The following is a 16792-nucleotide window of genomic DNA, read 5'->3' as shown; positions in this document are numbered from 1 at the left end:
GGAATCGATCTTCAACACATTGTTGCCACATCTACGCGGTGCAGGAGGCGTTTCCCGGCTTCCGACCGCGGGGGCCTCGCCGTGAGATCCGTTCACCCGGAAAGGGGAAGGACCGGCCGCCACGGACGCCGTCACCCCTGGAGGCGGTGCCCCCTCCAGGGGTGACGGTGGAGACCTTGGTTCGCCCTGGCCCATGGCGGGCACAGCTGCCCTTACCGCGTACGTAATGGGCCGCCCGGCGTGGGAGACGGGCGGCACGGGCGGCGGTGCGCCATGCGCCGACTGCTGGCGGCTTCACGTCAATTCGGTGGCTGAATACAAGGGATTGACTTGCCCGCGTGCGGTCGGCCTTCACCATCGCAGAGACCGCCGACCGGCGGCCCCGTACATCCCCGCAGGGATTCCTTGCCCCAAGGAGAGCTGTGCTCCAGACCGCACCCGCCTCACCTGCCCGCCCCGCGCGGCCTTCCAGACGGCACCGCACCGGGACCGTGCTCGGCCTGCTCCTCACCGTCCTCGCCGTGCTCGGTGCCGCCGGACCGCAGCATGCCGTCGCGGCCGATGCCGACACGATCACCATTGGCGAGCCCGGCCACATCACGGTGACCGCCCCGCGCACCGTCGCGCCCGGCGAGTACGCCGAGCTCCGCCTCGCCTACACCAACACCTCCAACTCGCTGGAGGAAAGCGCCCCGTTGACGCTGACGTTCGCCCCGTCCGCCGCGGCGAGCGTCGACCTGGACGGCCTGACGTTCCTCGACGGCGGCGAGGGCCACACCTACGCGGTCACCGGCAACAGCGCGGCCGGCACGGTGAACGTCGACTGGCGGTACTTCGACGAGGGCGCGTCCACCACCACCACGGTCTACATCCCCTTCAAGGACACCGCCACCGGCCCCGTCCCGCTGAGCGCCTCGCTGACGGAGAACCTCGGCACCGGCACCGTCGTCACCCCCCTCGGCTCGCTGACCATCAACAACACCCCGGCCGCCGCCGACCTCTCCGTCGCGCTCGACGCCTCTCCCAAGGGACTGGGCGTGGTCTACGCGACCTTCACCGCCACCGTCACCAACCACGGCCCGGCCGCCACCACGGCCGCCGCCGTGCGCTTCACCTACCCCGCCGGATTCACCCTGCCCTCCGCGACGGGCTGCACCGTCGACAGCGCCGCCAGGACGGTCACATGCGACCTCGGCCCGCTCGCCTCCGGTGCCAGCACCACCCGGACACTGGGCCTGCACGCCAGCCTGCTCACCATCGGCAGCCACCTCACCGTCACCGCGGCCCGCACCACCAGCACCCCCGCCGACCCGACCCCTGCCAACGACACCGCCACCACCACCTGCTCCGCCCTGACCGGACTCCTCATCCGCTGCTGACCCCACCGCACAGGAACGCTCGCGGCAGTGTGCCGGGAGTGTGAGTCAGCTCCGAACCCGAGGGTCCGTCCCCGGGAAGCAGGCCGACGGACCCTCGGGTTCCTCCTGAGGGCCCTTCAGTTTTCCTGAACTCGCGGGGGTCAGCGGCCTCGGGACTGGTAGACCCGCATGTTGAGGTGTCGCATATTCTCTGGCGGTTTCCAGCTTGACCACGCTGAGTAGTCGGCTGGCAAGAGGCGCCCCCGTTCTTCTCGGCCGACTGCGGGCCGCCCGCCCGGCGGCCCTCCGCTTCGCCGGGCCCCGCCCGCACCCCGGGCGGCAGCGGCGCGAGGTCCTGGGACACCCTTCCGTCCCGGCTGTGATTCACGTCACTTCCGGCGGATCGGTGCAGCACTCGGCCCCGTTCCGCCGTCATGGGGGCAGTGATCGGGACGGGACGAGGAGAGGAGGTCGGCGGGTGAGGTTTCGCAGGAGCGGTCCGGGCATCGGATTCACGGAGTTCGTCGCACAGCGGTCGGGAGCGTTGTTCCGCGCCGCGTATGCGCTGACCGGTGACGTGCACGTGGCCGAGGATCTGGTGCAGGAGGCGCTGGAGCGGGCGTGCCGACAGTGGCGGAAGGTCGCGGTGGCGGACTCGCCGGAGGCGTACGTGCGCAAAGTGCTGGTCAACCTGGCCAACGACCGCTGGCGGCGGCTGTCGCGCCGGGGCGAGCGCCCCGGGCTGTCGGGGGTGCCCGAGACGGCCGACCCCCGGGACCGGTTCGGGCAGGTGGATCTGCGCACGGAACTGATCGAGGCACTGCTCGGGCTGCCGATGGGCATGCGCAGCGTGGTGGTCCTGTACTACCTGCACGATCTGGACGTCCGGCAGATCGCCGACGTCCTGGACATCTCATCGAGTGCGGTGAGGTCCCAGCTCGCCCGCGGCCTGGCCAAGCTGCGCGATTCCGCATCGGGCGCCCAGGCGCCGCACACGCCGTCGGCCGCTTTCGGAGGTACCAAGTGAGGAACACATCGTCCGGACCGGCCCCGTTCGAGCCGGGCCTCGAAGCCGAGCTGCGTGCCGCGGTGGCCTCCTTCGTCGACGGGCCGACGGCGCCGGTCATCGACGCGGCCGCGATCGAGCGAGCCGTCAGCCGCAGCCGCACCCGCCGGGCGCTCCTCGGCACCGCTGCGGCGTGCTGCGTGCTGGCGTGCACCACGATGGGGTTCTTCACGCTGAAGCCCGTGCCGCCCGCGCCCGGCGCCTCCCCGTCCCTGTCCGCACCGGCGAACGGGGCGTGCACCCCGCTCGCCACCGGCACCCCCAAGAGCGGAAGCGCCGATGCGACTCCGACACAGGAGCAGGAGCAGACCGCGGGAGCGGGCATCGCGCTGCCGGACCTGGCCGGCATGCCGGTCGAACAGGCCGAAAGCCTGCTGCGCGGACTCGGACTGAGCTGCACGATCATGCGGCACACGGACTGGAACGCTCCCGCCGGGCAGGTGATCAGCAGTCAGCCCCGGGGCGGCGCAAAACCGGTAGCACCGGGCTCGTCCGTCCTCCTGCTGGTCTCGACGGGCAAACCCGGCGGAACCTGAGCGACCGGGCCCTTCGGCCCGCGCACCGCCCGAGTGACCCAGGGGCCGGTGCCGGGCACTTCGGGAGGACAGGGCCAACTACGCGGGACAGCCGTCCAAAACCAGGTCCGGCCGGACTCGGGGGTTGAGACTGGTAGGCCCGCATGTTCAAGAGTCGCGTATTCGCCGTAGCCGTCGGCCGATCATCACCCTGTGTCGGTGCCCTGCGGCATGATGACCGGCGTGAACACCGAGATACTGATAGACGTCTGGCAGCGGCTTCTCGCCGACCCTCGCAAGTCGTGGGTGCTGTTCGAGCATGGCACTTGTGTCGTGCTGACCGCTCCGGAAGGGGAGCTTGCTGAACAGGCAACCGACCTCCTGAAGAAGTTCGGCCCGGCGCATGCCGGATCTTCGGCAGGAGACTTTGGGGTGATCGACCTCAAGGACGTCGAGGGATGGGTCGTCACCGGGCATCACAACGACGTCCTTACCTATGTCGGCCCCGATGAGCCTCAGGATCAGTCGCAGATCGCTGTCGGGCTGTTCGGACGTTCCAAGCGCCACCGGGACGGCACCGAGCTTCACGTCGTCCACGTTGAGGACAAACGCGGCTCAGCGGACCCAGCGTAAGTACCGCGCTTCATCGCCGGTGGTCGCCAGGGGCGTATCGGCTCCAGGTCCCTCCGGCTTCGGTGACCAGGCGGGTGGCGGTCTTGTCGTGGTAACCCAGCGCCTTTGCGATGACGGGTGCCGGGGCTTGGAGGACGAGCTGGCGGATCGCGGAAGCCCTGCCTCGCTGCGGCGGGACGCCGATCTTTCGGAGGTGGACCTGGAGGCTCACTGGATTCATGGGCTGTCCGGGCTGGCGGCCGGGGAAGAGCCACTGTGCGCTCCTGCTGCTGGCGTAGGGCAGGTGTTGCCGGGACTGGATGTAGGCCTGCATCAGGTCGGCGACGGGCTCCGGCAGCGGGGACGGCGGGTCTCCCAGCCGGACGGTGACCGTGGTCTCGTCGTCGGTGACGTCGTCGATGGTGAGGCGGACGATACGGCTGACGGGTTGCGCGTAGAGGAGAACGAGCGCGGCGGCGACCCGGGCCCGCAGGGGCAAGGAGTCGTCGTTGAGTACCCGGCGGAGGATCGCGAGCCGGCGGTGCTGGTGCAGCGGTTCCGAGTCCTGGGTGATGACCGCCTGCGGCAGTGCGAGGCGGGGCATCCTGTCGGTCTTCATGCACCACCGCAGGAATGACTGCGACGGACGGCGGGTGGCCAGCCCTTGCGGCCCTTGCCGCGAACACGCAGCACTTCCTCGTCGGCGTGGTCGAAGAACGCTTCCAGTTCGGGCCGGGTGAAAGCCCGTCGTTCCGGCTCGCCCTCGGCTTCGTCGGCGTGCGTTGCAGCGTTCCAGTCGTAGGCCACCTGGACCGGATGGGTACCGAAGTGCCGCAGGCACTCGTCGCTCCAGCCGTAGGCTGGGTTGGTCAGGAAGTCGCAGAACTGGCGCACGGAGCCCTGGTAGTTGCGCAGGGTGGAGCGGACGCAGCCGTGCACGGCCCGCAGGTCGGCCGACCACTCGTCGACGTGCTGCGGCGTCCACTGCCACGGCATCGCGTCGGCGTGCCGGGTAAAGGCCCTGACCGTGCGTTCCTGGTCATCGACGTAGCCCAGCGAGAGGTTCCGGGCGAGCTGCTGGTTGCGCCAGCCTTTGATCATCGCCTCGAAGACCTGCTCGTCCGGCCGCAGCAACGGCAGACCGTCGATCAGGTGCAGGCGAGCAGACCCTGGAACGAGACCGTCCCCACCCATCTGCCATCACTCTCCGTCTATCGCATCTGACGCGAGAATTTCGCATCAGATGCGACTCGGGGGTGTCTTCGCAGTTCAATCGCTCGATGGAGCGAGGTCCACAGATGTCCGCCAACAGGAGCGGTACCGTGGCTCCGAGGCCAACGGCCCTGCTCGGACCGCTTCTATGTAGTCTCCGGCCAGCTTCCAGGACGGGTGTCGCCTATTCGCATCCGATGCAATTGGCGTCGGTAGGAACATCGGTACAGCGGTTAACGCTAACGACCTCACCCGCGATGGAGTTCGGGGCGTGCTGGCCTGCTGGGTCTCGGGGAAGGTTTCACGGGGTCCGGTGAAGCGTCTCATCGGGGCCCATTGCCGCAGTTCGGCGTTGGTGTGCTCGACGCCGATACGGGCCGAGGACTGTCGTCGCCTCGCTTCGTGCCAGGCGTGCTTGTCGCCGACGCAGGCGTCCTCCTTCGGCTACTTGGTTGGCGCGGTGACCTGGTCGGGGAACTGCTTGGCCAGGCCCTGATAGCCGGAGTCGACCTTTGCCCTCACGCCGGGACGGGTCCTGAACTGTCGATCACATCGTCACTGCTCTCGCCGGGGCAGACGTCCCCGCCCTCCCGTCAACGCCCCCTGCCCTGCGCCGCCGGGAAGACCAATGGGGTCTTGGAGCAAGATGGCTCACCGATCTTTCGGAGTGAGCTTCTGAGTCGTCTCAAACCCTTGCACCAGGGGATGAACGACGACGCCTGCCTACCGGCACTGCGTGTGCGGCAGACCCACCCCTCTCCCCATGGCTCGTCCGGAGCCCCCAGTGGCTTGCCCGCACCACCCTGCCACGGAGACCTCACTCTCGGCCGAGTGCTTATCCTCAAGGTCAGAGCCCTGCCCGATACCTCCGGAGGTTTCCCCAACGTGCCCCACAGCCGCCGCTCGACCGAAGCCCGATACGGCAACCGGCCGACCATGAAGGACGTGGCGGCCCGGGCGGGTGTGGGCCTGAAAACCGTGTCCCGCGTGGTCAACGGGGAACCGGGCGTCACCCCCGACACCGAGAAGCGGGTCCAGGAGGCCATCGAGGCGCTCGGTTTCCGCCGCAACGACAGCGCCCGCGTGCTGCGCAAGGGCCGCACGGCCACCGTGGGCCTGGTCCTGGAGGACCTCGCCGACCCGTTCTACGGGCCGCTCAACCGGGCGGTGGAGGAGGTGGCCCGCGCGCACGGGGCCCTGCTCATCAACGGCTCCAGCGCCGAAGACCCGGACCGTGAGCGGGAGTTGGCGCTCGCGCTGTGCGCCCGCCGGGTGGACGGGCTGATCGTGATCCCGGCCGGGGACGACCACCGCTACCTGGAGCCGGAGATGCGGGCCGGCGTGGCCACGGTCTTCGTGGACCGGCCGGCCGGCCGGATCGACGCGGACGTGGTGCTGTCGGACAGCTTCGGCGGTGCGCGCGACGGCGTGGCCCACCTCGTCGCGGCGGGCCACCGCCGGATCGGCTTCCTCGGCGACCACGCGCACATCCACACCGCCACCGAGCGACTGCGCGGCTACCGCGCCGCCATGGAGGCCGCCGGGCTGCCCGTGGCCGGATCCTGGGTGTCGCTCGGCTCGACCGCCCCGGACCAGGTGACGGCCACCGCGCGGACCATGCTGGCCCTCCCGCAGCCGGTGACCGCCTTCTTCGCCGGGAACAACCGGGTGACCGTCACGCTCGTACGGGTCCTGGCCGCCGCGGAGCGGCCGGTCGCCCTGGTCGGCTTCGACGACTTCGAGCTCGCCGACCTGCTGCGTCCGGGCGTCACGGTGGTGGCCCAGGACGCCGCGGCCCTCGGCCGGGTGGCCACGGACCGCCTCTTCCAGCGCCTCGCGGGAGCCCACCTGCCCCCGTCCCGCATCGAGCTGCCCACCCGCCTGATCCCCCGCGGCTCGGGCGAGGTCCCCCCGGCACCCTGACGGTCGCCGGGCCGGATACGGCGAAGGGCCCGGCCGCGAGGAGCGGCCGGGCCCCGCGCCACCGTCCGGCGGACGCCGGGCGGCCGAGGACGGGAGCAGCCGTCAGTTGGCGGCGGTCAGGGTCGCCGAGCGGCGCGGGATCGCGAAGGCGTCCAGCTCCGCGCGGGTCAGGCCGGTCAGCGCGGTGACCTCCTCGGCGCCGACGGCGCCGCAGTCCAGGCCGCGGACCAGGTACCCGGCCAGGGCCTTCGCGGTGGCGGGCTCGTCCATCACGTCGCCCTCGATCTTGGCGACGTAGGCCTTCAGGCGCGCGGCCGCGGTCTCCAGGCCCTCGCGGTAGAAGGTGAACACGGCCGCGTAGCGGGTCGGCAGGTGCGCCGGGTGCATGTCCCAGCCCTGGTAGTAGGCGCGGGCCAGGGCGCGGCGGGTGAGGCCGTAGTGCAGCTTCCAGGCCTCGTGGACGTGCTCGGTGGTGCCGATCGGCAGGACGTTCGTCGAGCCGTCGGAGACGCGTACGCCCGTACCGGCGGCGGCGACCTGCATGATCGCCTTGGCGTGGTCGGCGGCGGGGTGGTCGCTGGACTGGTAGGCGGCGGAGACGCCGACGCAGGCGCTGTAGTCGAAGGTGCCGTAGTGCAGGCCGGTGGCACGGCCCTGGGCGGCCTCGATCATCCGGGCGACGGTCGCGGTGCCGTCGGAGGCGACGATGGACTGGCTCGTCTCGATCTGGATCTCGAAGCCGATCCGGCCCCGGCGCAGCCCGCGGGCGTCCTCGAAGGCCTCCAGCAGCTTGACGAAGGCGGTGACCTGCTCGGCGTAGGTGACCTTCGGGAGGGTCAGGACGAGGCCGTCGGGCAGGCCGCCGTTGGCGAGCAGGCCGGAGAGGAAGACGTCGGTGGTCCGGATGCCGCGGTCGCGGACGTTGGACTCCATGCACTTCATGCGGATGCCCATGTACGGGGCGTTGGTGCCGTTGGAGAACGCCTCGGAGACGAGACGGGCGGCGCGGGCCGCGGCCTGGTCCTCCTCCTCGTCGGAGCGGACGCCGAAGCCGTCCTCGAAGTCGACGCGCAGGTCCTCGATCGGCTCGCGCAGCAGCTTGGCGCGGACGCGGTCGTAGACGGGTACGGCCAGTTCGTCGGAGATGCCGAGGACCTTGGCGAAGGTGGCGGCGTCCGGGGCGTGCTCGTCGAGGGCGGCGAGGGCCTGGTCGCCCCACGAGCGGATGGTGTCGGCGGCGAAGACGTCACCGGGCACGTAGACGGTGTGGATGGGCTGGCGGGTGCCGGGGTCGCCCGGGTAGTGCCGCGCGAGTTCCGCGTCCACCGGCGCGAGGGAGGCGCTGATGCCCTCGCTGACCGCGCCTGCGAGGCTCGTCGCCACCTTCTCCTGCTGACCCATCGTGCACTCTCCTCTTTTCCGCTTCACGGAAGCTTAGATCCGCATAGCAGAATTTATCCACGCGGTTCCGCCCCGTCAATGGTCCCTCCGCCGTCCTGGACAAACGACTCGGGGCCGCGCGGTGACAATCACCACACGGCCCCGGCCCTGCGAAGCGCTCAAGAGATGCGCAGGTCAGCCCTTGCGGACCTTGATCTCCTCGGTCAGCTGCGGGACGACCGCGAAGAGGTCGCCGACCACGCCGTAGTCGACCAGGTCGAAGATCGGGGCCTCGGCGTCCTTGTTGACGGCCACGATGGTCTTCGAGGTCTGCATGCCGGCGCGGTGCTGGATCGCGCCCGAGATGCCGGAGGCGATGTACAGCTGCGGGGAGACCGACTTGCCGGTCTGGCCGACCTGGTTGCAGTGCGGGTACCAGCCGGCGTCCACGGCGGCGCGCGAGGCGCCGACGGCCGCGCCGAGGGAGTCCGCGAGCTCCTCGATGATGTGGAAGTTCTCGGCGCCGTTGACGCCGCGGCCGCCGGAGACCACGATCGCGGCCTCGGTCAGCTCCGGGCGGCCCGTGGACTCGCGCGGGGTGCGGCCGGTGATCCTGGTGCCGGTGGCGAGGGCGCCGAAGGTGACGGCGAGCGCCTCGACGGTGCCGGCGGCCGGGGCGGCCTCGACCGGGGCCGAGTTCGGCTTCACGGTGATGACCGGGGTGCCCTTGGAGACGCGGGACTTGGTGGTGAAGGACGCGGCGAAGGCGGCCTGGGTGGCGACGGGACCCTTGTCGTCCGCCTCCAGGTCGACGGCGTCGGTGATGATGCCGGACCCGATGCGCACGGCCAGGCGGGCGGCGATCTCCTTGCCCTCGGCGGAGGACGGGACGAGCACGGCGGCCGGGGAGACGGCCTCGTACGCGGCCTGCAGCGCGTCCACCTTGGGTACGACGAGGTACTCGGCGAACTCGGGGGCGTCGGCGGTGAGGACCTTGACCGCGCCGTGCTCGGCGAGCACCGCGGCGGTGGCGTCGGCGCCGGCGCCCAGGGCGACGGCGACGGGCTCGCCGATGCGACGGGCCAGCGTCAGCAGTTCGAGGGTGGGCTTGCGGACGGCGCCGTCCACGTGGTCGACGTAGACGAGAACTTCAGCCATGGGACTGCTCTCCTGCTATTGCGGGGGTCTGGGGGCTAAGAGGGTCGGCCGGGGCCCCGGAGGGACTCCGGTCGGCCGGGCAGGGCCTTAGATGAACTTCTGCTCCGCAAGGAAGCCGGCCAGCTGCTTGCCGCCCTCGCCCTCGTCCTTGACGATCGTGCCGGCGGTACGGGCCGGGCGCTGCGCCGCGGAGTCGACCGCGGTCCAGGAGCCCTCCAGGCCGACCTCGTCGGCCTCGATCTCCAGCTCCTCCAGGTCCCAGGACTCGACCGGCTTCTTCTTCGCGGCCATGATGCCCTTGAAGGACGGGTAGCGGGCCTCGCCCGACTGGTCCGTCACGGAGACGAGCGCGGGGAGGGTGGCCTCCAGCGTCTCGCTCGCGCTGTCGCCGTCGCGGCGGCCGGTCACGGTGCCGTTCTCGACCTTGACCTCGGAGAGCAGGGTGACCTGCGGGACGCCCAGGCGCTCGGCCAGGATCGCCGGGAGGACGCCCATGACGCCGTCGGTCGAGGCCATGCCGGCGATGACCAGGTCGTAGCCGGCCTTCTCGATGGCCTTGGCGAGCACCAGCGAGGTGCCCATGACGTCGGAGCCGTGCAGGTCGTCGTCCTCGACGTGGATGGCCTTGTCGGCGCCCATGGACAGCGCCTTGCGCAGCGCGTCCTTGGCGTCCTCGGGGCCCACCGTCAGGACGGTGATCTCGGCATCGTCGGCCTCGTCGGCGATCTGCAGCGCCTGCTCGACGGCGTACTCGTCGAGCTCCGACAGCAGGCCGTCGACGTCGTCGCGGTCGACGGTCAGGTCATCGGCGAAGTGCCGGTCGCCGGTGGCGTCGGGCACGTACTTCACACAGACAACGATCCTCAGGCTCACGCCGGCTCTCCTACCGCATCGTCTTTTTCTGATACCGCCTTGTGCAGGCAGCATAGGCGCCTCGTGGGGCGTATCCCGGTCGGGGCGGCCCGCACTCCCAAGGGGAATGTTACTCGTCAGTACACCGTGGGTGCCCGCAAGTCGCAAGGTGGGTGAACTGTGATCTGGCCAACGCCGCCGGCCCGGCCCCAACAGGGACGATTCAGTCGCGCAACGCGTTGAAGCGCCCCTGGTGGTAGAGGAGCGGGCGGCCCTCGCCGGTCGGGTCGCCCACGAGGGCCTCCGCGATGATCACGCGGTGCGCACCGGCGGGCACCCGGCCCACCACCCGGCACACCAGCCACGCCAGCACCCCGTCCAGGACCGGTACCCCGTGCGGCCCCTCGACCCACCCGGTGTCCGGGCCGAAGCGGTCCGCTCCGCTACGGGCGAACAGCCCGGCCAGCGCGCTCTGGTGCTCGCCGAGTATGTGGACGCCGAGGTACTCGCTGTCGCGCACCGCGGGCCAACTGGAGGCTCCGGTGCCGATGGTGAAGGACAGCAGCGGCGGATCGGCGGAGACGGAGTTGAGGGAGGTCGCGGTGAATCCCACCGGGCGCCCGCCGTCCTGGGCGGTGATCACCGCGACGCCGGCGGCGTGCTGCCGGAAGACGGAGCGCAGGAGATCGGGCGAGCCGGGGCGGCCGGCGCCGCGGCGGGGGGAGGGGACCGTCGGTGCAGTCATCGGATTCTGCCTTCTGCCGCGCGGACGCGGGCACGTCGGGGATCAGGGGGCCGGGGCTCTCAGTGATCCCAACAGCGCGCGCTCGCGTGGCGGACGAGGTCCACATGGACCCGGCCGTAGAGCAGGAGTTCATACCGCATGACGTCAGCCTCCCGATTTCCCGTGTACACAGTCAAGCGCGAACGGTCAGATGTCGGGCGCGTCACGCTGCGTGCGGGCGTGCGCACCGGCGCGGACGTCACGTGACCGCCGCGCCGAGCGCCGCGATCACATCCGCCTTGCGCGGCATCCCGGCCGCGCGCCGCACGATCCGCCCCGCGGAGTCGAGGACCAGCACGGTGGGGGTCTTCTCGATGCCCAGGACCCGGACCAGGTCGAGGCGCTCCTCGGCGTCGATCTCGACGTGCGCGACCCCCTCGACCATCCCCGCGACCTCGGCCAGGATCCGCCGGGTGGCGCGGCAGGGCTGGCAGAACGCGCTGGAGAACTGCACCAGCGTGGCCCGCGCCCCCGGTGCGGCGCCCAGTTCGGCGGCGCCCAGCAGGGCCCGCCCCTCCTCGTGCCCGGACACCCGTGCTCCCCTCTCGCGTACGCGTGCGCACGCGTACGTCAACCCCGTACGCTCGTACGCGGTCCAGCGCGCCGCGGGACCGGCGCATTCCCGGCGTGACGAGAATCTCCCCTGCCACGGGCGTCTGGGCTGGCCAGCAGCCCGCGTATGGGGCACGATCCCCATGGCCGCGTACCTACGCAGCCGTAACTTCCGGCCGGGAGTACCTCCCCAGGCAGAAAGCGGGGTCTCCGCACCATGGCTGAGCTCGTCTACCCTCCGGTGATCGGTGCCGCGCACGGACTGTTCCGCGCGCTCGACATCCGCATCGACATGAAGGGCACCGAGAACATCCCGCGCACGGGCGGGGCCGTCCTGGTGTCGAACCACATCGGATACCTCGACTTCATCTTCGCCGGCCTGACGGCGCGGCCGCAGAAGCGCCTGGTGCGCTTCATGGCGAAGGAGTCCGTCTTCCGGCACAAGGTGTCCGGGCCGCTGATGCGCGCGATGAAGCACATCCCGGTGGACCGCAAGCAGGGCGAGAACGCGTACCAGCACGCGCTCGACTCGCTGCGGTCCGGTGAGATCATCGGCGTCTTCCCCGAGGCCACGATCTCCCAGTCGTTCACCCTGAAGAGCTTCAAGTCGGGGGCGGCGCGCATGGCGCAGGAGGCCGGCGTCCCGCTGATCCCGGTGGCCCTGTGGGGTACGCAGCGGCTGTGGACCAAGGGCCGTCCGAAGAACCTCAAGCGCAGCCACATCCCGGTGACGATGCGGGTGGGCGAGCCGATGGACGCCCCGGCCGACCAGTTCGCCGGCGCCATCACGCGCCGCCTGCGCGACCGGGTGCAGGAGTTGCTGGAGGCCGCGCAGCGCGCCTACCCGTCGCAGCCGAAGGACGCCTCGGACTCCTGGTGGCTGCCGGCCCACCTCGGCGGCACCGCGCCGACCGCGGCCGAGGTGCGCGAGGCGGGCTGAGCCCCGCCCGTACGGCCCCGTACGACCGACCGCGGCCCTGCGGCCCCGCCCCGACCGGGCGGGGCCGCAGGGCTTTGCGGCGCCCTACGGCAGCGCTCGCCCCTCGGCGCCGGGCTCCGCCGCCGCCGCCTCGCGCTTGCGGCGGCGGTGGGCCGCCACCCGGGCCCGGGTGGCGCAGGTGGTGGAACAGAACCGGCGGACGCTGCCCGGGCCCGGTCCGAGGAAGAACCGCCCGCACCCCTCGGCGGCGCACGAGCCCCAGGTGATCCGCCCGTACTCGCCGAGGAGCCGGGCCAGGGCGAGGGCGCCCGAGGCGAGGAACCAGTCGCCCCAGCCCGCCTCCTCACCGCGGTCCACGTGCAGGTGCCAGGGGTGGCCGTCGTGCCGGGTGAGCCGGGGCCGCGTGCCGTACTCCTCGAACAGGGCGTTCAGCTCTCCGGCGGCCCGGTCCTCGTCGGTCTCGGCGAGGACCGCGGCGATCCGCCGGGCGGCGGCGCGCAGTTCGGCGGCGTCCGCCTCGGAGAAGGCGGCGTCGGTCAGGTCGGCCGGGCGCTCGCCGTGTCCGGCCAGGAGCCGGGCGAGGTCGGCGCGCGGCAGGCCGGGGTCGGCGCGGACCGCCTCGGCGAGGTCGATCAGCCGCCGGGCCGCGGAGAAGCCCCCTCGGAAGTCGGTCATGGCCGGGAATCCTTTCCTCACGCATCCGAAGGGCGTAACGTCTTGCGCGGGTATCACGTTACACACTGCGGGGAGGGTCCGGAATGGGTGGGTTCGGGCGGTACCTGGCGGCGGCGCTGGCGGCGCGGTTCGCTTCGGAGGGCATGGCCATGGCCGTCGTGCTGCTGGCCTTGGAACGGACCGGGAGCGCGGCGTACGGAGCCTTCGTGCTGACGGCCTGGCTGGGTCCGCACGTGCTGGCCGCTCCGCTGGCGGGCGTACTGGCGGGCCGGGCGCGCCGGCCGCGCCTGTTCTACGTGGGCGCGCTGGCCGGGTTCACGGCGGCCGTGGCGGCCCTGGCCCTGCTGCTGGGACGGGTCCCGATGCCCGTGGTGATCGTGGTGGCGCTGCTGGGCGGCACCTGCGGCCCGATGGTCACCGGCGGGCTGTCCAGCCTGGTTTCGGGGCTGGTCGCGACGGGGCGGGCCCGCGACCGCGCCTACAGCTGGGACGCGTCCACCTACAACGCGGCCGCGGTCACCGCTCCGGCGGTGGTCGGCCTGGTGGCCGCGGTCGGCTCGGCCGCACCGGCGATGGCGGTGCTGGCGGCCTCGGGGGCACTGGCGGCGGGTCTGGCCGCGACGCTTCCGTACGAGGTCCCGGGCGCGGGCCCGCTCCACCCGGCGCCCCGGGCTGGGATGGGCGCGGGGCTGGCGGCGCTGTGGCGGGTCCGCGAGCTGCGGGCGATCACCTCGGCCACGACCGTGGCCTTCCTCGGCATCGGGTCGCTCACCACCACGTCGGTCCTGCTGGCCACCGAGCTCGGCAGCCCGGGGGCCGGCGGCGTGCTGATGACGGCCTTCGCGCTGGGCGCGCTGGCCGGCTCGCTGACCCTGGGGCGGATCACGGCCGTGGGGCCGGGAGTACTGGTCCGGTGGGCCCTGGTGGCCACCGGCGTGGCGCTGGGGGTGGCCGCCCTCGGGTCCTCCGTCGCGGTGACGGCCGTGGCCTTCGCGGTGGCCGGGGTGTGTGACGGGCCGGTGCTGACGACCACGCTGCGGATCCGCTCGCAGTACGCGCCGGACGCGGTGCGCACCCAGGTGTTCACCCTGGGGGCGGGGCTCAAGCTGACGGGTGCGTCGGCCGGCGCGGCCCTGGTGGGGCTGGCGGCCGAGGCGCCCGCGTGGACGCTGGTCACCGGGATCGCCGGGCTCCAGCTGGTGGCGGCGCTGGTGCACGTCCTGGCGGCGGGACGGGCGCCCGCGGCGGTGGAGGTGGCGCCGGCTACAGGGCCGTCGGCAGCTTCCGCCACAGCTCGGGCCGGTCGGCGGACTCCCGGAGCGCCCTGAGCGGGGCCGGATGCGGGGCGGCGTACAGCACGGGGTAGTCGCACTCGCCGAGCTCGGGACGGACCGGGAACGCCAGCCGCTCCTCACCGGTGCTGAACCGGGCGTCCACGCCGGGCTTGTTGCCGCGCGGGTCCTGGCGGTACCAGCGGTCGGCGCCGGGCAGCCGCAGGGCGATCAGGCCGTGCACGAGGGGGTCCGCGCCGGAGTCGTCGGTGAGGCGCTGGTAGCACAGGGCCGCGGGGATGCCGCGGGCGCGCAGGAGGGCGGCCAGGGCGTGGGACTTGGCATGGCAGATGCCGTTGCGCGTGGCGAGGACGTCGGATGCGCGCCAGGCGACGCGCTCGTCGCCGGAGTCCGCCGAGTGGGGGACGGTGTCGCGGACGAACGCGTAGGCGGCTTCGGCGAAGGCGCGGGGGTCGCCGCCGGCGGCCGTCCACAGGGTGGCGGCGGTGTCGCGCACGAGGGGGTGCCCGTGGTCGACGGCCTCGTCGGCGGCCAGATAGGCCGCGAGGTCGGGTTGCTCCTGGATCAGTTCCACGACCCAGGAGCATACCTATGCACTCAACCACATGGCTATCGAATCAGTGCTGTCGTGCCAGCTCTTCCTTGAGGGCCTGGAGGAAGCCGTCCACGTCCTCCTCCTGGGTGTCGAAGCCGCACATCCACCGCACGTCTCCGGCGGTCTCGTCCCAGAAGTAGAAGCGGTAGCGCTTCTGCAGCCGGCGCGAGACCTCGTGCGGCAGCCGGGCGAACACCGCGTTCGCCTGGACCGGGTAGAGGATCTCCACGCCGTCCGTCTCGCGCACTCCGGCGGCCAGCCGCTGGGCCATCGCGTTGGCGTGGCGGGCGTTGCGCAGCCACAGGTCCTTGGCGAGCAGCGCCTCCAGCTGCACCGACACGAACCGCATCTTGGACGCGAGCTGCATCGACATCTTGCGGATGTGCTTCATGTGCCGGACCGCGTCGGGGTCCAGCACCACGACGGCCTCGCCGAACATCATGCCGTTCTTGGTCCCGCCGTACGACAGCACGTCCACGCCGACCGTGTTGGTGAACGTGCGCATCGGCACGTCGAGCGAGGCCGCCGCGTTGGATATCCGGGCCCCGTCGAGGTGGACCTTCATGCCCATGCCGTGCGCGTGCTCGCAGATCGCGCGGATCTCGTCGGCGGTGTAGACCGTGCCCAGCTCGGTGTTCTGGGTGATCGAGACGACCTGCGGCATCGCCCGGTGCTCGTCCTCCCACCCCCAGGCCTGCCGGTCGATGAGCTCAGGGGTGAGCTTGCCGTCCGGGGTGGGCACGGTGAGCAGCTTGAGGCCCGCCATCCGCTCCGGTGCGCCGCCCTCGTCCACGTTGATGTGGGCGCTCTCCGCGCACACCACGGCGCCCCAGCGGTCCGTCAGGGCCTGGAGGGCCGTGACGTTGGCGCCGGTGCCGTTGAAGACCGGGTATGCCTGCGCGTAGGGGCCGAAGTGGCTGCGGAAGACCTTCTGCAGGTGTTCGGTGTACTCGTCCTCGCCGTAGGCGACCTGGTGGCCGCCGTTGGCGAGCGCGACGGCCTCCAGGATCTCCGGATGCACCCCCGCGTAGTTGTCGCTCGCGAAACCGCGGACCGCCGGGTCGTGGTGGCGGCGGGCGTCGGTTCCCTTGTTCGCGGTCCTCACGGTTGCGGGGTGAGCCACAGACGCTGTCCGTTCACATCGATGGCGGGCCGGTCCCAGACGCCGGCGATGGCCTCGGCCAGCTCCTTGACGTCGGTGAAGCCCGCGAACTTCGCATTGGGACGCTCGGCGCGCATCGCGTCGTGCACCAGTGCCTTGATGACCAGGATGGCAGCAGCGGCGCCGGGCCCGTCCTCGCCCCCCGCCTTGCGGAAGGAATCGGCCATGGCCAGGGTCCAGGCCTCGGCCGCCGCCTTGCCCGCGTTGTAGGCGGCGTTGTTGGCGACCGGCTTGTGCGCGCCGGACTGGCTGATCAGGACGTAGCGCCCGCGGTCGCTGCGCAGCAGTCCGTCGTGGAAGGCGAGCGAGGTGTGCTGGACGGTGCGGATCAGGAGCTTCTCCAGGAAGGCCCAGTCCGCGAGGTCGGTCTCGGTGAAGGAGGCACTGCCGCGCCAGCCGCCGACGAGGTGGACGACGCCGTCGATCCGGCCGAAGTCCTTCTCGATCTGCTCGGCCCAGGCCCGGGTGGCGGCCAGGTCGAGCAGGTCGACGGTGTCACCGGTGATGGTGGCGCCGCCGTGGGCGTAGCGGGCCGCGTCCACGGCCTCGGCGAGCCGTCCCGCGTCCGCGTCGGACGCCACGACCACGGCGCCCGCCTCGGCCAGCCGGAGCAGGGCGGCGCGGCCCGCGGGCCCGCCGGCCCCGGCCACGGCCACGACCGCGCCGTTCAGGAGTCCGTTGCCGTTGGCGTTCGCGGAGCCGTTCATCTGTGCAGC

General features: G+C 71.9%; 18 protein-coding genes. 7 read left to right on the top strand and 11 right to left on the bottom strand.

The window, feature by feature from the left end; all coding sequences use genetic code 11:
* The first annotated feature begins 422 nt into the window (after nt 1–422).
* The 4 genes from CP968_RS29280 to CP968_RS29260 all read left to right on the top strand — a co-directional run bounded on the left by CP968_RS29280 (nt 423) and on the right by CP968_RS29260 (nt 3572).
* Nucleotides 423–1379, top strand: coding sequence for a DUF11 domain-containing protein (locus CP968_RS29280; protein ID WP_150520852.1), 957 nt, complete (start codon nt 423–425; stop codon nt 1377–1379).
* A 484-nt stretch (nt 1380–1863) separates the two neighbouring features.
* The gene (locus CP968_RS29270; RefSeq protein ID WP_150522195.1) at nt 1864–2385 is read left to right on the top strand and encodes a SigE family RNA polymerase sigma factor; all 522 of its coding nucleotides are present in this window, start codon (nt 1864–1866) and stop codon (nt 2383–2385) included.
* Nucleotides 2382–2960: a PASTA domain-containing protein gene (locus CP968_RS29265; protein ID WP_150520850.1), complete on the top strand. Its 579-nt coding sequence runs from the start codon at nt 2382–2384 to the stop codon at nt 2958–2960. The genes CP968_RS29270 and CP968_RS29265 overlap by 4 nt, the downstream gene beginning before the upstream one ends.
* A gap of 210 nt (nt 2961–3170) precedes the next feature.
* Nucleotides 3171–3572 carry a hypothetical protein gene (locus CP968_RS29260; protein ID WP_189829303.1) on the top strand — a complete coding sequence of 134 codons (402 nt, stop codon included), beginning with the start codon at nt 3171–3173 and terminating at the stop codon, nt 3570–3572.
* 10 nt (nt 3573–3582) lie between these two features.
* On the opposite strand, the gene CP968_RS29255 is transcribed toward CP968_RS29260, so the two are convergent.
* The gene (locus tag CP968_RS29255; protein ID WP_150520849.1) at nt 3583–4170 is read right to left on the bottom strand and encodes a site-specific integrase; all 588 of its coding nucleotides are present in this window, start codon (nt 4168–4170) and stop codon (nt 3583–3585) included.
* Nucleotides 4167–4745 (bottom strand): hypothetical protein, encoded by a 579-nt coding sequence (locus CP968_RS29250; RefSeq protein WP_150520848.1) that lies wholly within the window; start codon nt 4743–4745, stop codon nt 4167–4169. The genes CP968_RS29255 and CP968_RS29250 overlap by 4 nt, the downstream gene beginning before the upstream one ends.
* Nucleotides 4746–5699: 954 nt before the next feature.
* On the opposite strand from CP968_RS29250, the gene CP968_RS29240 reads away from it, so the two are divergent.
* Nucleotides 5700–6686, top strand: a complete 987-nt coding sequence (locus tag CP968_RS29240) for a LacI family DNA-binding transcriptional regulator (protein ID WP_150522194.1) — start codon at nt 5700–5702, stop codon at nt 6684–6686.
* Between the two features lie 102 nt (nt 6687–6788).
* On the opposite strand, the gene CP968_RS29235 is transcribed toward CP968_RS29240, so the two are convergent.
* The 5 genes from CP968_RS29235 to CP968_RS29215 all read right to left on the bottom strand — a co-directional run bounded on the left by CP968_RS29235 (nt 6789) and on the right by CP968_RS29215 (nt 11392).
* On the bottom strand, nt 6789–8087 hold the full coding sequence (locus CP968_RS29235) for a DUF6986 family protein (RefSeq protein WP_150520847.1): 1299 nt from the start codon (nt 8085–8087) through the stop codon (nt 6789–6791).
* Between the two features lie 174 nt (nt 8088–8261).
* On the bottom strand, nt 8262–9224 hold the full coding sequence (locus CP968_RS29230) for an electron transfer flavoprotein subunit alpha/FixB family protein (protein WP_150520846.1): 963 nt from the start codon (nt 9222–9224) through the stop codon (nt 8262–8264).
* Nucleotides 9225–9311: 87 nt separating this feature from the next.
* On the bottom strand, nt 9312–10097 hold the full coding sequence (locus CP968_RS29225) for an electron transfer flavoprotein subunit beta/FixA family protein (protein ID WP_150520845.1): 786 nt from the start codon (nt 10095–10097) through the stop codon (nt 9312–9314).
* A 202-nt stretch (nt 10098–10299) separates the two neighbouring features.
* Nucleotides 10300–10821, bottom strand: a complete 522-nt coding sequence (locus CP968_RS29220) for a flavin reductase family protein (RefSeq protein ID WP_150520844.1) — start codon at nt 10819–10821, stop codon at nt 10300–10302.
* A 238-nt stretch (nt 10822–11059) separates the two neighbouring features.
* Nucleotides 11060–11392 (bottom strand): TlpA family protein disulfide reductase, encoded by a 333-nt coding sequence (locus tag CP968_RS29215; RefSeq protein ID WP_229886846.1) that lies wholly within the window; start codon nt 11390–11392, stop codon nt 11060–11062.
* Between the two features lie 237 nt (nt 11393–11629).
* On the opposite strand from CP968_RS29215, the gene CP968_RS29210 reads away from it, so the two are divergent.
* Nucleotides 11630–12352, top strand: coding sequence for a lysophospholipid acyltransferase family protein (locus CP968_RS29210; protein WP_150520842.1), 723 nt, complete (start codon nt 11630–11632; stop codon nt 12350–12352).
* An 84-nt stretch (nt 12353–12436) separates the two neighbouring features.
* Here the strand turns inward: CP968_RS29210 and CP968_RS29205 are convergent, their stop codons facing one another.
* Nucleotides 12437–13027, bottom strand: coding sequence for a CGNR zinc finger domain-containing protein (locus tag CP968_RS29205; RefSeq protein ID WP_150520841.1), 591 nt, complete (start codon nt 13025–13027; stop codon nt 12437–12439).
* Nucleotides 13028–13110: 83 nt separating this feature from the next.
* Here CP968_RS29205 and CP968_RS29200 point away from each other — a divergent pair, with 83 nt between their 5' ends.
* Nucleotides 13111–14355, top strand: coding sequence for an MFS transporter (locus CP968_RS29200; protein WP_150520840.1), 1245 nt, complete (start codon nt 13111–13113; stop codon nt 14353–14355).
* On the opposite strand, the gene CP968_RS29195 is transcribed toward CP968_RS29200, so the two are convergent.
* Genes CP968_RS29195 through CP968_RS29185 form a run of 3 tightly spaced genes read right to left on the bottom strand, consistent with a single transcriptional unit; the run spans nt 14291 to nt 16783 of the window.
* Entirely contained in the window at nt 14291–14893 is a 603-nt protein-coding gene (locus tag CP968_RS29195) for a transglutaminase-like domain-containing protein (RefSeq protein ID WP_150520839.1), read from the bottom strand. The two genes, CP968_RS29200 and CP968_RS29195, sit on opposite strands and share 65 nt — an antisense overlap.
* 43 nt (nt 14894–14936) lie before the next feature.
* The gene (locus CP968_RS29190; RefSeq protein ID WP_150520838.1) at nt 14937–16037 is read right to left on the bottom strand and encodes a threonine aldolase family protein; all 1101 of its coding nucleotides are present in this window, start codon (nt 16035–16037) and stop codon (nt 14937–14939) included.
* Complete coding sequence (locus CP968_RS29185) at nt 16016–16783, bottom strand: SDR family NAD(P)-dependent oxidoreductase (protein WP_150520837.1); 768 nt, start codon at nt 16781–16783, stop codon at nt 16016–16018. The genes CP968_RS29190 and CP968_RS29185 overlap by 22 nt, the downstream gene beginning before the upstream one ends.
* Nucleotides 16784–16792: the final 9 nt, after the last annotated feature.

The sequence above is a fragment of the Streptomyces subrutilus genome, assembly GCF_008704535.1.
GTDB classification, from domain to species: domain Bacteria; phylum Actinomycetota; class Actinomycetes; order Streptomycetales; family Streptomycetaceae; genus Streptomyces; species Streptomyces subrutilus.
The sequence above is the reverse complement of the archived record's forward strand: the minus strand, read 5'-3'. Positions and strand labels throughout refer to the sequence as shown.

What these genes read in the sequence shown, in the direction of transcription:
- CP968_RS29260 (WP_189829303.1), top strand. Translation starts at nt 3,171, where the DNA reads ATGATGACCGGCGTGAACACCGAGATACTGATAGACGTCTGGCAGCGG.
- CP968_RS29255 (WP_150520849.1), bottom strand. Translation starts at nt 4,170, where the DNA reads ATGAAGACCGACAGGATGCCCCGCCTCGCACTGCCGCAGGCGGTCATC.
- CP968_RS29250 (WP_150520848.1), bottom strand. Translation starts at nt 4,745, where the DNA reads ATGGGTGGGGACGGTCTCGTTCCAGGGTCTGCTCGCCTGCACCTGATC.
- CP968_RS29240 (WP_150522194.1), top strand. Translation starts at nt 5,700, where the DNA reads ATGAAGGACGTGGCGGCCCGGGCGGGTGTGGGCCTGAAAACCGTGTCC.
- CP968_RS29235 (WP_150520847.1), bottom strand. Translation starts at nt 8,087, where the DNA reads ATGGGTCAGCAGGAGAAGGTGGCGACGAGCCTCGCAGGCGCGGTCAGC.
- CP968_RS29230 (WP_150520846.1), bottom strand. Translation starts at nt 9,224, where the DNA reads ATGGCTGAAGTTCTCGTCTACGTCGACCACGTGGACGGCGCCGTCCGC.
- CP968_RS29220 (WP_150520844.1), bottom strand. Translation starts at nt 10,821, where the DNA reads ATGACTGCACCGACGGTCCCCTCCCCCCGCCGCGGCGCCGGCCGCCCC.
- CP968_RS29210 (WP_150520842.1), top strand. Translation starts at nt 11,630, where the DNA reads ATGGCTGAGCTCGTCTACCCTCCGGTGATCGGTGCCGCGCACGGACTG.
- CP968_RS29205 (WP_150520841.1), bottom strand. Translation starts at nt 13,027, where the DNA reads ATGACCGACTTCCGAGGGGGCTTCTCCGCGGCCCGGCGGCTGATCGAC.
- CP968_RS29200 (WP_150520840.1), top strand. Translation starts at nt 13,111, where the DNA reads ATGGGTGGGTTCGGGCGGTACCTGGCGGCGGCGCTGGCGGCGCGGTTC.
- CP968_RS29185 (WP_150520837.1), bottom strand. Translation starts at nt 16,783, where the DNA reads ATGAACGGCTCCGCGAACGCCAACGGCAACGGACTCCTGAACGGCGCG.